General features: G+C 61.3%; 13 protein-coding genes. 6 read left to right on the top strand and 7 right to left on the bottom strand.

All coding sequences use genetic code 11. The annotated features are described in order from the left end of the window. Nucleotides 1–43: 43 nt before the first annotated feature. Entirely contained in the window at nt 44–2,143 is a 2,100-nt protein-coding gene (glgX, locus tag VEK15_25895) for a glycogen debranching protein GlgX (protein ID HXV64159.1), read from the top strand. After that, on the top strand, nt 2,133–4,799 hold the full coding sequence (treY, locus tag VEK15_25890; GenBank protein HXV64158.1) for a malto-oligosyltrehalose synthase: 2,667 nt from the start codon (nt 2,133–2,135) through the stop codon (nt 4,797–4,799). Before glgX ends, treY begins: the two co-directional genes overlap by 11 nt. 85 nt (nt 4,800–4,884) lie before the next feature. Here the strand turns inward: treY and VEK15_25885 are convergent, their stop codons facing one another. The 6 genes from VEK15_25885 to VEK15_25860 form a co-directional block, all read right to left on the bottom strand. Continuing rightward, complete coding sequence (locus tag VEK15_25885) at nt 4,885–5,280, bottom strand: type II toxin-antitoxin system VapC family toxin (GenBank protein ID HXV64157.1); 396 nt, start codon at nt 5,278–5,280, stop codon at nt 4,885–4,887. Further along, nucleotides 5,277–5,525 (bottom strand): AbrB/MazE/SpoVT family DNA-binding domain-containing protein, encoded by a 249-nt coding sequence (locus tag VEK15_25880; GenBank protein ID HXV64156.1) that lies wholly within the window; start codon nt 5,523–5,525, stop codon nt 5,277–5,279. The genes VEK15_25885 and VEK15_25880 overlap by 4 nt, the downstream gene beginning before the upstream one ends. 587 nt (nt 5,526–6,112) lie before the next feature. Next, nucleotides 6,113–6,610, bottom strand: coding sequence for a hypothetical protein (locus VEK15_25875; GenBank protein ID HXV64155.1), 498 nt, complete (start codon nt 6,608–6,610; stop codon nt 6,113–6,115). A gap of 160 nt (nt 6,611–6,770) precedes the next feature. Further along, nucleotides 6,771–7,247 carry a hypothetical protein gene (locus VEK15_25870; GenBank protein HXV64154.1) on the bottom strand — a complete coding sequence of 159 codons (477 nt, stop codon included), beginning with the start codon at nt 7,245–7,247 and terminating at the stop codon, nt 6,771–6,773. Next, on the bottom strand, nt 7,231–7,440 hold the full coding sequence (locus VEK15_25865; GenBank protein ID HXV64153.1) for a hypothetical protein: 210 nt from the start codon (nt 7,438–7,440) through the stop codon (nt 7,231–7,233). Before VEK15_25865 ends, VEK15_25870 begins: the two co-directional genes overlap by 17 nt. A gap of 46 nt (nt 7,441–7,486) precedes the next feature. Further along, complete coding sequence (locus tag VEK15_25860) at nt 7,487–9,172, bottom strand: mechanosensitive ion channel family protein (GenBank protein HXV64152.1); 1,686 nt, start codon at nt 9,170–9,172, stop codon at nt 7,487–7,489. Nucleotides 9,173–9,304: 132 nt separating this feature from the next. On the opposite strand from VEK15_25860, the gene VEK15_25855 reads away from it, so the two are divergent. Both VEK15_25855 and VEK15_25850 read left to right on the top strand, forming a co-directional pair. After that, nucleotides 9,305–10,951, top strand: a complete 1,647-nt coding sequence (locus VEK15_25855; GenBank protein ID HXV64151.1) for a gamma-glutamyltransferase — start codon at nt 9,305–9,307, stop codon at nt 10,949–10,951. After that, a complete protein-coding gene (locus VEK15_25850; GenBank protein ID HXV64150.1) occupies nt 10,948–11,646 on the top strand; it encodes an N-formylglutamate amidohydrolase in 699 nt (232 codons plus the stop codon). The genes VEK15_25855 and VEK15_25850 overlap by 4 nt, the downstream gene beginning before the upstream one ends. On the opposite strand, the gene VEK15_25845 is transcribed toward VEK15_25850, so the two are convergent. Next, complete coding sequence (locus tag VEK15_25845) at nt 11,638–13,791, bottom strand: D-alanine--D-alanine ligase (GenBank protein ID HXV64149.1); 2,154 nt, start codon at nt 13,789–13,791, stop codon at nt 11,638–11,640. The two genes, VEK15_25850 and VEK15_25845, sit on opposite strands and share 9 nt — an antisense overlap. Nucleotides 13,792–13,883: 92 nt before the next feature. On the opposite strand from VEK15_25845, the gene VEK15_25840 reads away from it, so the two are divergent. Then, a complete protein-coding gene (locus tag VEK15_25840; GenBank protein ID HXV64148.1) occupies nt 13,884–14,936 on the top strand; it encodes a hemolysin family protein in 1,053 nt (350 codons plus the stop codon). Beyond that, nucleotides 14,920–15,663: a hypothetical protein gene (locus VEK15_25835; GenBank protein ID HXV64147.1), complete on the top strand. Its 744-nt coding sequence runs from the start codon at nt 14,920–14,922 to the stop codon at nt 15,661–15,663. Before VEK15_25840 ends, VEK15_25835 begins: the two co-directional genes overlap by 17 nt. Nucleotides 15,664–15,732 lie beyond the last annotated feature (69 nt).

The following is a 15,732-nucleotide window of genomic DNA, read 5'->3' as shown; positions in this document are numbered from 1 at the left end:
CGCATGGGATTGCCGGTACAAACCCTGGGAGACTAACAAGCTTATGAACGAAATCTGGCCGGGTGAGCCTTATCCCCTCGGAGCCACCTACGATGGCGCCGGGACCAACTTCGCCCTCTACTCCGAAGTCGCCGAGAAAGTGGAACTCTGCCTCTTCGACGAGGAGGGGGAGGAGACCCGCGTCGCGCTTCCGGAAGTCACGGCCTACATCTGGCACGGGTACGTACCCGATCTCGGTCCGGGACAGCGCTACGGGTTTCGGGTTCACGGGCCCCATGAGCCGAAGGCGGGCCATCGGTGCAACCCACACAAGCTTCTCGTCGATCCCTACGCCAAGGCGATCGACGGAAAGCTGGTGTGGAACGAGGCGCTATTCGGCTATCACTGGAGCGAGCCCGAAGGGCCCCGCAACGAGGTCGACAGCGCTCCCTTCGCCCCAAAGGCGGTCGTCATCAACCCGTACTTCGATTGGCGAGGCGACCAGCTGCTCAAGACACCCTGGCACGAGACGGTCATCTACGAGCTCCACGTCAAGGGATTCACCGCGCTTCATCCCGATCTCCCCCCCGAGCTCCGGGGCACCTATGCGGGACTCGCCCATCCGACGGTCATCGAGTACCTGACGAGCCTCGGCATCACCGCGGTCGAGCTCATGCCCATCCACGAGTTCATTCACGATCACGGGCTCATCGAGCGCAGGCTGAAGAATTACTGGGGTTACAACACGCTCGGATATTTCGCTCCCCACCAAGAGTACGCACGCGGCAGCTCGGGGCAGCAAGTGCAGGAGTTCAAACACCTGGTGCGCATGCTGCACGAGGCGAATATCGAGGTCATCCTCGACGTCGTCTACAACCACACCTGCGAGGGGAATCACCTCGGACCGACGCTTTCGTTTCGCGGTATCGACAACCGGGCGTACTACCGGCTGAAACCCAAAGAGCCCCGCTACTACATGGATTACACGGGCTGTGGCAACAGCCTGAACATGCGAACGCCCCATGTTCTTCAGCTCATTATGGACTCCCTTCGCTACTGGATCCTGGAGATGCACGTGGATGGATTTCGCTTCGACCTCGCCTCCACGCTTGCCCGCGAGCTCCATGTGGTCAATCGTCTATCCGCTTTCTTCGACCTGATCCAGCAGGATCCCGTGGTGAGCCAGGTCAAGCTCATCGCCGAGCCCTGGGACATCGGCGAAGGCGGCTACCAGGTTGGCAACTTTCCTCCATTGTGGTCCGAATGGAACGGCAAGTACCGGGACACCGTGCGGGACTTCTGGCGCGGAGAGCACCGAGCGTTGGGTGAGTTCGCCGGGCGGTTCACCGGAAGCTCCGATCTCTACGCATCCACCGGGCGACGGCCCTTCGCCAGCATCAACTTCGTCACCTGCCACGACGGATTCACGCTCCGGGACCTCGTCTCTTACAACGAGAAGCACAACGAAGCGAATGGCGAGAACAATCGCGACGGGGAGTCGCACAATCGTTCCTGGAACTGCGGGATTGAAGGAGAAACCGACGACCCCGAGGTCCTCGCCCTGCGCAAGCGACAACAGCGCAACCTCCTAGCCACCCTCTTCCTTTCCCAGGGCGTCGAGATGGTGCTCGCGGGCGACGAAGTCGGGCGAACCCAGCGCGGGAACAACAACGCGTACTGTCAGGACAACGAGATGTCGTGGATCGACTGGGGCACCGCCGACACCGAGCTCCTCGATTTCACGCGGTGGCTCATCGATTTCTGCAAGGACCACCCCGTGTTTGGGCGGCGTCGCTGGTTTCAGGGGCAGTCAATCCGCGGCACCGAGCACGAGGACATTGGCTGGTTCCGTCCCGACGGGGAGCGCATGAGCGAGGACGACTGGAACTCGGGTTTTGCCAAATCCCTCACGGTGTTTCTCAACGGAGAGGGGATCCCCAGCCGGGGCAGAAACGGCCAGCGGATCGTCGATGACACCTTTTGCCTTCTGTTCAACGCGCACCACGAGGCCATCTCCTTCACCATCTCTGCCCGGCTTCGCGGACCGTGGACGCTGGTTCTCGATACCAATGCCGCCGTGACACCCGAGCCCAGAAGTCTGGAGGCGGGCGACACCGTTGAGGTCCCGGGCCGGACGCTGATGGTGCTGAAACATGAGCGCTGATAGGAGGCTTCCCCGGGCGACGTACCGGCTGCAGCTCGGGCCCGAGCTCGGCTTCGACGACGTCGTGACCGTCATCCCCTACCTGAAACAGCTCGGCGTCAGCCATGTCTACCTCTCCCCTTACCTTCAGGCGGCACCGGGCAGCACCCATGGCTATGACGTGGTGGACCACGGTCGAGTCAACGAAGAGCTCGGCGGCGCTGCCGCTCATTCGAGGATGTGCGAGGCGCTCAGACACCACGACCTCGGGCAAGTCATCGACGTGGTTCCCAACCACATGTCGATCCGGAGCCCGAAGCACAACCCGTGGTGGTGGGATGTGCTCGAGAATGGGCCTTCGAGCCTGTACGCCCATTGCTTCGACGTCGACTGGAGCCATCCCGATGATCGGATGCGCAACCGGGTCCTCGTTCCCATATTGGGCGACCAATACGGTCGGGTTCTGGGAAACGGCGTGATTCGCCTGAAGCGTTCGGGCGCGGTGTTCACCTTTAGCGTTTACGACCACGTCCTTCCAGTAGCCCCCATCTCTCTGGCCGGACCACTAGGTCGGGCGGCGGTACGGTGCAAATCCGAAGATTTGAGCTTTGCTGCCGATGTCCTGCGCGCTCTTCCGGCCCCCACGGTAACCGATCGGGAGCTCCGAAGGCGCCGCCATCGCGACAAGGCCGCCATCATCCGTTTCCTCGCGCAACTCTTCGAGCAGAACCCCCAGGTGGCTCGCGCCGTCGACGAACAGCTCGACCAGGTCAACGGCAATGTGGACGAGCTCCACGATTCCCTGGAGCGCCAGAACTACCGCCTCGCCTACTGGAGGTCAGCGGCTCACGATCTCGACTACCGAAGGTTCTTCGACATCAACGAGCTGGTGGCGCTGAGGATGGAAGACCGAAGCGTCTTCGAAGCCACGCACCGGCTCGTCCTCGGCTGGACGAGAGAGGGAATCGTCAATGGGCTACGCATCGATCACCCCGACGGACTGCGTGATCCCGAGCAGTACCTCGAACGCCTGCGGCGATCGGCCCCGAGGGCCTGGATCGTCGTCGAGAAGATCCTCGAGCCCGGCGAAGTTCTGCCGCCGTCCTGGCCGGTCGACGGAACCACCGGCTACGATTTTCTCAACTGTCTGGGAGGACTCTTCGTCGACCCGGATGGCGAAGAGCCCCTGACGTCGCTCTACCGGGAGTTCGTCGGTGACGATCCGGGAGATTTCGACGACCTCATCCGTCGGAAGAAGCGTCTCGTCCTGACGGATCTACTCGCGAGCGACGTCATGCGCCTCACCCATCTCCTGGTCCGGGTCTGCGAGACCCATCTCGATCAGCGAGATTACACCAGAGCCGAGCTACGGCAGGCGATCGAAGAAGTCCTGATCTGGCTTCCCGTCTACCGCACTTATGTCCGTCCCGATCGCGAGCCGACCGAATGGGACCGCGAGATCCTCTCCACTACGATCAGGCTGGCTAGGGAGGCTTGCCTCGATCTGGACGAACGGCTCTTCGACTTTCTGCTCGAGCTTCTCGTGGGCCGGCACTCGGGGGCAGCCGAGCTGGAGTGGGTGTACCGGCTCCAACAGCTCTCGGGGCCGGCAATGGCGAAGGGGCTCGAGGACACCGCCCTCTACTGCTTTCATCGCCTCGTCTGTCTGAACGAAGTTGGAGGGCACCCCGGCCGTTTCGGAACCACCATCCATCAGTTCCACGATCACTGCGCCCGGATACAAGAGCAGTGGCCCGCCACCATGACGGCGACGTCGACTCACGATACCAAACGAAGCGAAGACGTGAGGACAAGGATTGCTTTGTTATCGGAAATTCCGGAGCGCTGGCGCGAAGTGGTGGGACGCTGGGCAGAGCACAATCGATGCCATCGCGAAGGCGACGGCTGGCCCGATCGGGCGATGGAATACCTCGTGTACCAGACGCTCGTCGGCGCCTGGCCGATCGGTGAGGAGCGCCTCGTCGGCTACCTGAACAAGGCGGCGCGTGAAGCGAAGATCCACACGTCCTGGACGCGCCCTCACGCGGCCTACGAAGAAGCTCTCTCCGCGTTCGCTTCCCGTTTGGTCAATGACTCCGCTTTCGCCGAGGATGTCGAAGCCTTCGTGACACCCCTGAAGAGACCCGCCCGGGCTCATTCGCTCGCCCAAGCTCTCATCAAGCTCTGTGCGCCCGGCGTACCCGACATTTACCAGGGCAACGAGCTCTGGGAGCATAGTCTGACCGATCCGGACAATCGCCGGTCCGTCGACTTCGCGCGACGCCGAGAGCTGCTTCACGAGCTCGAATCCTTGTCGGTCAAGGCGATTCTGGCCCGCGAAGAGGAAGGGCTTCCCAAGCTCTGGGTGACCCATCGCGCCCTTAGACTTCGCGCGGCGCGGCGGGCAAGCTTCGGAGCGAAAGGAGTCTACCGCGCCCTCGACGCTTCGGGGAAGCACCGACACCGCGTGGTCGCGTTTGCACGAGGGGCCGACGTGATCGTCGTCGCACCGAGGCTTCTTCTCGGCCTCGGTGGCCACTGGGCGGACACCACTCTCGAGCTGCCGCGAGCGAGCTGGACGAACGTTCTATCGGGTCGGCAGGGTTTGTCGGGAACGATAGCGATGAGCGAGCTCTTTGCCGAGTTTCCCGTCGCGCTTCTAGAGCGCGAGGAGTAGACAGCATACTCCTGCTTGACGATATTCAGACCATGTGGCGCCATCCGCCGAGCGGTACGCGCGTCGTCCAAGACAGTCCCGTATCCTAAATACGCACGAACAGCGCCGTTTGCTCCAGGCCCTTTTCGAACGTCAGCGTCGTTTCGCATCCACCCGCGCGCCCCGTTAGGCCGATCACGAGATCGGGGAGATCGACATTCGTGTCGCGGCCGAGTCTCACGAGCTGGCTCACCACGTCGAAGTCCTCGAACTCGAGAATCGACATTTGCGACAAGAGCTCGAGCGCTTCGATCACCTCGGCGCGCGCGAAGTCGTATACGGCCGTCAGCACCCAGATGAGCTCCAAAACCGATGCCGTCGTTAGAAAATACCGCTCGGACGCATCCTCCGCTCTCTGGAAGAGGGCTTTCACCCGGCGTGCCTGCGCCTCGTCGTCACGGACCAAGAAACGCACGACGACGTTCGTGTCGAGCGCCTTCAAAGTCTTCCCTCTCGAAAGGCCTTTCTCAGCCCGTGCTTTATCTGGGAGGCGGAGTGCCGTTTCTGACCCTTCGACGAAAAAAAGCCGAACACCTCGGATACTTTCTTGGAAATCGGGTAGAGGCGAACGGAGCCGTCGGCTTCGATGTGAAAGACAACGCGGTCCCCGGCGCGCAAATGGAGGCGGTCCCGCACGCTCTTTGGGATCGTGAGCTGCCCCTTGCTCGTAATGGTGGCTATGGCCATCGTCCTTACTCTGGAATCTTTCCTTACCTTACTGTAAGCCAGGAGACGGCTCACGGCAAACCGGCTTCGGGGCAAGATTGAGCGTTCGGTCGTTCTAGCCAAGCTAGTGGCCGTTCCCATTTGATTCGTCTATGCCCGACGGTATTTGAGCGAGCTACCTGACGAAAACGTCCCCGCCGCGGACGAATGGACCAACTCTCTCAGATCGCCGCTATATGCGATGGTTCGTCCACCCTCATTTACTTCAAGATCCCCCCTCGGCGATTACGAGATCCTGGCTCCGATAGGGGTGGACGGCATGGGCGAGGTGTATCGGGCACGCGACAGCGGACTCGGCCGGGACGTAGCTATCAAAGTGCTCCCAGCCGTCGTTGCCGACCACGAGGAGCGCTCGCCCACTTCGAACGGGAAGCTCGACTTCTCGCGGCGATCAACCATCCCCGCATCGCGACGCTCTATGGCTTCAAGGAATCCGACGGGATTTGTTCTCGGTCACGAAGCTCGTCGAGGGCAAAACACAGGCCCAGCGGATTGGCAAGACGGCATCCCCTTCGCTGAAGCCTCTCTTTCAGCAGATGGCCGATTCTCTATTCCACGACGAAGGGTCGCGTGTAGCTGGACAAGTCCATTACGATCTCACCCAGGACCGTGTTGCTGTTCGGGTCAACCGCGTCGCACGGCGGCATACCAAACGGACGATACCGTGAGTTCAGTATGGCGGAGTTGTCAGCCCCCACGCCGGATCCCCGAATCACATAGGCGTCTTCGTTGATGGCCCCCGGCTTTCGGCCAATGCCATAGGTCGAACCGCGCAAACCATTGAGCGAGTTACTGCCGACGGGAGACGGTACGTACGCGTCGCCGGTACAGTCGTTACCCGTGTAGTACACTTCCGAGGTTTCGCCCAAGATCAAATCGGGCCTGATCTGAAGATGGAAATTTTCATCGTGAATCGGATTGTGAAACGCGACCTCGTTCTGGCCGCGAAATGCGAACGCGGAGAACCCGCCGACCACTGTACCCACGGAGTCTTTGACGACGAATTCCGGCGCGGTAAACGTACTCTGCGCCTTGAGGGGCTGCACGAAATGCCCGACTAGCGCTCCCGCAGCAAATCCTACGGCTACACCTAGAACGACTCTCGCTCGCATGGATCCTCCCACCGTTTAGTCCGAGACTGAGTATCTTCTCGGATTTCCTGGTTCTTTTTTGGAAATCGAGCGACATTCTAACATGATTCCTTTGTCAGGGGTTCTGTCGGTTCATCAACCAGTCGCGAAACGCCTTCAGCCGCGGAAGCGATTCGCGATCCTTCACTCGGCCGGTCGCCTCCTTGCTCCGGATGATGTCGTCGATATGGCAGACTCGCATTCCCTCGATCGTCAGCCCGCGGCGATCCGCTTCTTCGAAGGTCTCGATCCCATCGGGAGCGAAGACCAGGTCGAGATCGAATGGGCCCTGGCGTAATTGCACGAAGTCCTTGCCGTGCTCGATTTCCGCACCTTGTTCGCTGCTCAGGGAGAATCCGAGCTCTGCTAGCGCGGCGACCACGGCACGGCCGTTCTCCGGACTCTTTTCGAGGAAGAGATCCGCATCCTGCGTCGTATCGGGATATCCGAGCAGGATGGCGCCGGACTTTCCGATGAAGAGATAACGGACCCGATGACGGTGAAAAGCTGCGGCAATCTCCTTTGCCTGCCGGTACTCAAACCGTGCGGCCATACCCCAACCAGGATGGCAGATTCTCTTCGCACCAGCGCCGGTAAGCCTCCATCGTATCGAACGAACGGTACGGCGCGTCGTCCAGAACGGGCTTGTAGGTGTGGATGAAGGCGTAGCGCAAGCGTTGCTCGAGCGAACGACGAGCCGCAGCCTCGAAGTCGTCGATCCACTGCTTTTCGATATCTGGGCTCATCGCTCGAGCCTAGCAACACGGCTGACCACGTTCAAAGTTTTCGCGCTCACTCCGAGCCCCGGGTCGGGGATGCGCCCGCCTGGAAGGTGAGGGTACGGCCACCGACTTTGAGCTCGGGACCGTGAGGTCTCGCCAGCCGTCCCTCGGGGCCGAAGGCTTCCACGGCCGCCCCGAGCTCCTCGGCGCTGAGCTCCTTGCCAATCGTCCTCGGTTGATCTCGGTAAAAGCTGTCGACATGGACCGTTTGAGTGGGAAAAGCGAACTCGACCCCCACCTCCTCGGCCAGTCGCAAAATCTCGAGAAAGAAATTGTGCTTCTCCCGGAGCTCCGCACTCCAGTTGTCGACCTCGAGAAAACAATACACGAGCACTTCCAGAGAAAAATTCCCGAACCCGTTGAAGTGCACCTCGTAAAAGTCCTTGCGCATGTACCGGTTCGCGAGAATGATGGCGCGAATGCCCTCGACGAACGCGTGCATCTGCTCGGAGCTCGTACTGTAAGTAACCCCCAGAACCTGTTTGATCCGCCGGTAGCGTCTCATGCCCATATTGTCGATACCGGCATTGGCGATTTTTGCGTTGGGAACGCTGACGACCGAATTGTAGAACGTGCGTATGCGCGTGGATCGGAACCCGACCTCCTCCACCGTGCCTTCGACCTCTTCGGTAACGATCCAGTCGCCGATTTGAAACGGCTTGTCGACGAAGATCGTGATCGAGCCGAAGAAGTTCGCCAGCGTCTCCTGCGCCGCGAGAGCCACGGCGAGGCCTCCGATGCCGAGCCCGGCGAGAATCGAGGTGACCGAATAGCCGTAGTTCTGGATGACGGCAATCGCGCCGATGATGAACGCGAAGACCTTGAGCGTCTTGCGAAGCATCGGGACGAGCTGATCGTCGAGCTTCGTCTTCGTCTTTGCCGTCCACCGCGAAAGATACTCGCAGAAGAAGTCCACCAGATTGAACGACAACCAGATCAGTGATGCGGCAATCATCAGCTCCAAGACGAGCTTGATGACCATGTTGACGCGCACCGGAAGCTGCAAGTCGGCGTAGAACAGAAGGAACAGGAGCGTCATGACGAGAAAGCTGACCGGCTTCACCATCTGAACGACGAGCTTCTCGTCCCAGGGGGGCGGGGTTCTCACCACCAGCCATCCCGCCACCTTCTCGAGAACAAACTCAAGGGTCTTTCGAACCGTGAGTCCGATCAGTAACAGGAGGAACATCCCGGTGTATTGCCATAGCGAGATGCCGAGAAGCGTCGTTTGAAACGCTTCGGGAAGTCCTCCGATGAGCCATTGCGCCGCCTCGCTGAACGTTTCGTCGTAGAGCGCGGGAATCATCCTCAGAGTTTGGCGAGAGAACAACCATCGGTCAGAGACCTTCACGACCTCGACTTCGGGGAGCCTGGTGGGGAAGAGGGTGTAGGCCTCGGGGTAGTCGGGATCGTCTGGAATGTCTTCGATATAGACCAACAGGCCCCTGGCGTCGAGAACCGCCTTGAGCTTTCGCGCCAGCTCCCTTCTCTCCGGCGCGCCGAGGCTCGAGTCCAGGGTGAAGGCCTCTGACGCGATATCGAGATCGACTGCCGGCGGTACCTGCCATCTGAGGAAGTTATCGATGGCGCTACGCGGGGTCGCGAGCCGCTCATTCGTTTCCGCGGGTTGGGCAAGGCTGATGGAGGCCGAGCCTATTCCCACGACAGCGAGCCAAACGATGAGCTGGTTCTTCATTTCTCCTTCCCCTCTTTCAGGAAACGAGCGCATAGGCTCGATGAGTTACACGCCACTTCTCACTCGATGCATCCGGTGGAGATGGTAAGATTGTAATTCCGAACCGAGGAACGTCACCAGTCAATGGAAGCCATGGCAAAGCAGCTGACACCCAGACGTGTGGATACCGAGCTCAGCGAGCCGCGCGAGCGCAAGATCCACTGGCCCCAGCGGGTTGCGGTTTCGACCAAGGCCATGATCTCGACCGCGCACTACCGCGCCACCGAAGCGGGCGTCGAAGTCCTCGAAGCCGGGGGCAACGCTTTTGACGCCGCGGTCGCCGCTGCCTTCGCGCTCGGAGTCTGTGAGCCAGCAGCCTCCGGACTTGGCGGGCAGACGATGGTGCTTCTCCACGAGGCGGCATCCGGTCGAACGATCGCATTGGACGGATCGTCGAGGGCGCCGAACCGGGCCACGGTGGATCGTCTATCGGCCCCCGACCGCAAGGCAGGCCATAAGGCGACCACCGTTCCTAGCACCCCGGCGGTGCTCCGATACGTCCTCGAGCGCTTCGGCAAGCTCAAACTCGGCCGCATTCTGCAGCCAGCGATTCGCCTCGCCGAGGAAGGCTACGAAGTGACCGGGCTTCAGCGTGCGCTCGCCCGCCGGGAGCGACAGTCGCTTCGTGCCGGTACCGCGGCCGCGCTGTTCCTCCGTGACGGCAGAAAGACCTATCCTACGGGATCCATCTTCAAGCAACCCGTGCTCGCCGAAACGCTGAGGCGCATCGCCAAGAAAGGCGTGAAGGACTTCTATTCGGGTGAGATTGCCGCCCAGATCGAGCAGGATATGATCCGCAACGACGGTCTCATCCGCCGCGACGATCTCGCTCAGGTTCCTCGGCCGATCGAAAGACGTCCACTCACGACACGCTTTCAAGGCTACCGGGTGTTCACCTTCCCTCCGCCTGCGGCCGGACGCACGCTCATCCAGACGCTCAACGTCTACCAGGAGCTGCCGGAAATCTGGCAGGACCCCGACACCCCTCAGGGAGCGCTCGCGCTCGCCGAAGTCATCCGGCGGGCGTTCATCGACCGGCAGGATCGTCCCTTCGACCCCAACTTTTACCCCCAGATATCCGAAAAACGCATGTTGCGACGGGAGTACGCTCGGCTCGTGTCGACTCAGGTTCTCGAACGTTTCAAGAGCCACGGAGAGACGACCCATTTGTCGGTCATGGACGACGAGGGAAATGCGGTCGCGCTGACGCAATCCATCGAAAAGGTCTTCGGCTCGTGCGCGGCCGCTCCCGAGCTCGGCTTTCTCTACAACAATTACATGAGCGCGTTCGAGTACGAGAACTTCTCCCATCCGTACTACCTTCGCCCCAACGCGGTGCCATGGGCCAGCGTCGCACCGTCGATCGTGTTTCGAGGTAGACGTCCGTACCTCGTGATCGGATCGCCGGGAAGCGAGCGCATCACGTCGGCCATTCTTCAAGTCCTGATCCGGCTCGAATACTTGACTCCATTTGCCGCCGTAGATGCACCGCGGCTTCACTGCTCTCTCGAGGGCAAGGTTTCCCTCGAGGGGACGCGCATGCGAAGCGACATCCCGGAGTTCCTCGAGCGCCACGGCTTCGCCGTCGATGTTCGCGACCCTTACTCGTTCTATCTCGGCTGCATTCAGCTCGTCATGCGGGATGGTGACGAGCTCATCGGCGTCGCGGATCCGAGACGCGACGGTTCCGTTGCCGGGCCCGGTATCAGCGCCTGGACGCCTCGTCCCGAGGGGCGATGACCCTCCCGCTCTTGCTTTCCGTCCCCCACGCCGGAACCCGGGTCCCCCCGGAAGCCGAGCCGTACTGCATCCTGACACCCCGGGAGGTCGTCGAGGATGGGGATGTCGGTGCACGGGAGATCTACGACCTCGCCTCGGAAGTCGAGGCATTTCACACGACCGATGTCGCCCGCGCCATCGTCGATCTAAACCGGGCCGTCGACGACTTCCGGCAGGACGGTGTGGTGAAGACTCATACGTGCTGGAACGTTCCGGTGTACCGAGACTTCCCACCACGGGAAGTCGTCACCGAGCTTCTCGACCGCTACTACCATCCCTACCATGCGCGGCTCAGGCACCTGGCGACGAGCACCGATGTGAAGCTCGGAATCGATTGCCACACGATGGCGCCCTACGGCCCGCCAGTTGGCCCCGACCCCGGCATAGAGCGTCCTCGAGCATGCTTGAGTAACGGGGAAGGCACCTGCCCGAGAGCCTGGATCGAAGCGATGCGAGAGGCCTTTCATCGAACGATCGGCCCGAGCGTCAAGATCAACCATCCGTTCCAGGGCGGATTCATCACCCGGACCCACGCCGCGGAGCTCCCTTTCGTCCAGCTGGAGATGTCGCGCGCTCCCTTCAGAACCGACGGCGAAAAGCGTGCTGCCGTGCTCGAGGCCCTTCGCGAGTTTTGCGAGGTGGTGTTCTCAACCTGACGCCTTTGCCTCTTCGCGAGCGAGGAAATCCGCGAGGAGCAGAGTCCGCTGGACGAGGCTGATCCGCTGCACGGCTTCGTCGGGCGTTCTGAGGTCGCGTGACACCGGGCCGATGCCGCAGATCGTCGCCGTTCTTGCCGGTACGAGTCCCGCCACGGACGGCCATCCCGAGGTCGTTCGCGCCAGAGGAATCTCCCAGTCGGCGGCAACGTTCTCCAGTTGCTTGGCGAGACGCAGTCCGGAACGTCGTTCCGGCATGGCCGGCCTGTGGGCGATGAGCTTGAGATCCCACTTCAGGCCCCCCTTGCCGAGGATCCCGCGCATTCTCTCCTCCAGCAGGGAGGCGGCCTTGTCGTCGGGAAAAGTGAGCACGATACTCACAGTGACTCGGTGAGGGACGCGCATCGGTAGCCGATCCGATTTGACCTCGGTCGTGGATACGGAAACCCGGCTCATGTGGGTCGAAAGCTTGGCGCACTGCTCGAGCTTCTGCCAGGTCCACCGGAGCGCCTCCGGCCGCTTCGAGGCGCGACCGATGCGATTGGGCTCACCCTCGACGGTCAATCGGTACCTTCGCTGTCCCCGGCGTTTGACGACCATCAGATCTCCGACGATTCCCGGTCGAAGCACGAGCACTTGCTTCGCCAGGCCCGAGGCCTCGCGGATTCTCTGGGCGCTGCTCCGCGCATCGAAACCTTCGTCGAAGTAGAAGAGGACTCCGATGCGAGACGTCCGGAGCTTCCTCAAGCTCCGGAGGTTCCTGAGAGCGAACTCGAGACTTACGAGGCACGCCCGTGAGCCCACTCCTTCACCGTAGAGCCACTCGGGGTCTCGGCGAAAAACAGGCGGGGCGAAGTCCACGTCGATCGGGATGTCGACGTGGGCCACGAGGAGCGTCCCTCCTTCGAAGCCGCGCACCGTCTCCCAGGTCGCAACCTCGGGCTCGTCCGTCAGCTCCTTCACCGGTTTCATCCCCAGCTCCTCGAAGAGCTTTCCCGCGCGCTGCCACGCCTGTTGCAGGCCCACGGGATCCAACGTACGGCTGGTCTCGGCCACCCATCCGCGCAAACGCTTCTCCAGCTCGTCGCGTCTCTGGGTGATGAAAGAAAAAGCGTGAGCCGAGGGATCCTTCGTTTTGTCATCGAAGGTGGGAGGCTCGGGCGTACCGAAATAGCGAGCGCTCGCGACTTCGACGAGTCGATTGACGAATGCGGGAAAATCGAGCCCGACCGCTGCGGCGCCCACGAGATACGAGCCGTGCTCTCCCAGACTGGGAAGGCTGTTGACTTCGAGTATGTAGAGATTGCCACGGCCGTCGAGCCGCATGTCGACGCGGCAACAGTCGTACAGCCCGAGCGCCTTGAACGCCTTCACCGAAACGTCCTTGGCGCGCGCGGTGAGCTCGTCACCGATTGGTGCGGGACAGATGTGCCCGATGCTCCGCCCGCTTCGGCCGGTCTTGTCCTCATAGGTATAGATACCTGGACCAGCGCCGAAATCGAGCTGAACCGGGGGGAACGCTTCGGGCGGATTGTTTCCCAGTATGCCGACGTTGATCTCGCGTCCCCCGATGAACTGCTCGATCAGCACCGCCTGGCCGAACTCTTTGAATATCACCCCCGCTCCGTCTCGAGTCTCCTTCTCGTTCTTGCAGACTTTGAGGCCGAACGAGACCGCCTCGTTCTTCGGCTTGACGATCACGGGATAAGTCATCTCGGGAATCGGGGCATCGGGATCCTGCAGCACGGCGAACTCCGGCGTGGGAAGATCGTGCTGGCGCAAAATCATCTTGGTGACGACCTTGTCGAGCGCGAGCGTGTGCGCGAGCGGGCCCGAGGCCACATAGGGAATGCCGACCATCTCCAGGATGCTGGGTACGTGAGTATAGCGCGCCTGCCCCTGGATGCCGTACGAAACGTTGAAGACCAAGCCGGGGCGCTCCCCCTTCACGACCCGCGGCATGAATTCCTCGAGACGCTCGATGATGTCCTTGTCGCCTTCGAGGGCTACGACCTGATGCCCGCCGCCCTTCAACGCATCAGCGAGCCGCTTGATGGTCTGCATCCCGATCTTCTCGCGGTTCGGCATCCCGAAGAGGTTGATCACGCTCTTGCTGTTGCGGTTGTACACGATGGCGATCTTCATGAGACCCTCCGCCCGGAGCATATCATCCGCCCGCGATCGACCCCGCGCCCCGGGTACCATCAGTTGTACACTTGTCGTCTTATGGTGCTGTCATGACGATTTTCATCGTGTCCGTTATGACCGTGTTGACGGTCTCGGCGTTATGCTCCCTCACCGAGGCTGCGCTCTACTCCGTGAGACTTCCCTACGTTCGGCACCTCGTCGAGTCCGGAAGTCGTTCGGGGAAGCTCCTTCAGAAGTTCAAACACAACATGGAACGTCCGATCGCCGCGATCCTGATCCTCAACACCGCCGCCAACACTGCGGGTGCGTCGATCGCCGGCGCCCAGGCCAGTCGTCTCTTCGGGGAAACAGTCCTCATCGGCTTCTCGATCGGGTTCACACTCTCGGTGCTCTTCTTCTCGGAGATCGTTCCCAAGATCCTTGGCGTGGCATACAGCCGACCGATCGCCCATCATCTCGCCATTCCTCTGAACGCCATCCTGATCCTGTTGCACCCCCTTCTGCAACTCGTCGAGGTGATGTCCAAGCGCATCAAGCCCAAGGGACCCATCATCGCCTTTCCCGAGGACGAGGTCCGTCAAATGGCTATGCTCAGCGCGGAGGAGGGCAGCATTCTGAAGTCCGAGGCCGACCTCGTGAAAAACGCGCTCGCGCTCGACCAGGTCACGGCCCGGGATATCATGACGCCGCGAACCGTAGTGCAGAAGTTGTCCGACGACACCACCGTCAGAGAGGCTTCGACCGATATCAAGGACTGGACGTTCTCGCGGATTCCCATCTATTCCGCAGAGGATCCGGAGAAATGGGTTGGCGTCGTTCTATCCCGAGACATCCTGACCGCGCTCGCCCACGATGAGTTCGACAAGAAGCTGGGTAGCCTGGCCAGGCCCCTCGACTTCGTCCACGAAAAGACGCGTGGCCACGTCCTCCTGAGGAACTTTCTCAAATCGCGACGGCATTTGTCGGGAGTCGTGGATGAGTACGGAAGCGTCGTCGGGATTGTCTCGCTCGAGGATATCCTGGAATCTGTGCTGGGTCAGGAGATCATGGACGAGGTCGACATCACCGCCGACCTCCAGGAGCTCGCGAAACGCAGAGGCCGACGGAGTCGCGCGGAGGACTCGGATGGTCCGACCAACTGAAGCGCGCAAGATAGATAGTCTGTCTCTTCCCGTCGACATACGTGCGCAGCCCGACGAGACGACCTGCGGTCCAACCTGCCTCGATGCCGTATATCGGTTCTATGGCGACGATGTGACACTCGAGACGGTCATCGCGGAAACGGGGCGACTCGAGCAGGGCGGGACTCTGGCGGTTTTTCTCGCGTGCCATGCCCTCGCTCGCGGATACATCGCGACGATCTATACCTACAATCTGCAGGTGTTCGATCCGAGCTGGTTCCGCGACCCGGGAATCGATTTACGGGAGCGGCTGCAGGCGCAGGCTCGCCACAAACGCTCCGCCAAGCTTCGAGTCGTCACCAACGCCTATCTCGAGTTCTTGGAGCGCGGCGGGCGTGTGCGCTTTCGGGAGCTGAGCGCCCCGTTGATCCGAAAATATCTCAAACAGGCGGTTCCTATCCTCACCGGCTTGAGCGCCACGTATCTATACCAGACACCCAGGGAGCACGGCCCCAAGAGCGACTACGACGACGTGCGCGGCGAGCCATCGGGACACTTCGTGGTTTTGTGCGGCTACGACGCCTCGAACCAGAACGTCAGGATCGCCGACCCGTTACTACCCAATCCCATGGCGGATGGGCAATACTACACCGTTGGCATGAACCGGCTCATCGGCGCGATCTACCTCGGCGTGCTCACCTACGATGCGAACTTCCTCGTGGTCGAGCCGCGGGAGCGTACTCGCTAGACCACAACGGCGCCAACTTGCCCACTCTCGTCGTCGTCAATAATCCAAAGCTGTGGCCATTCCACATCC

Source organism: Vicinamibacteria bacterium (genome assembly GCA_035620555.1).
Lineage (GTDB): Bacteria > Acidobacteriota > Vicinamibacteria > Marinacidobacterales > SMYC01 > DASPGQ01.
The sequence above is the reverse complement of the archived record's forward strand: the minus strand, read 5'-3'. Positions and strand labels throughout refer to the sequence as shown.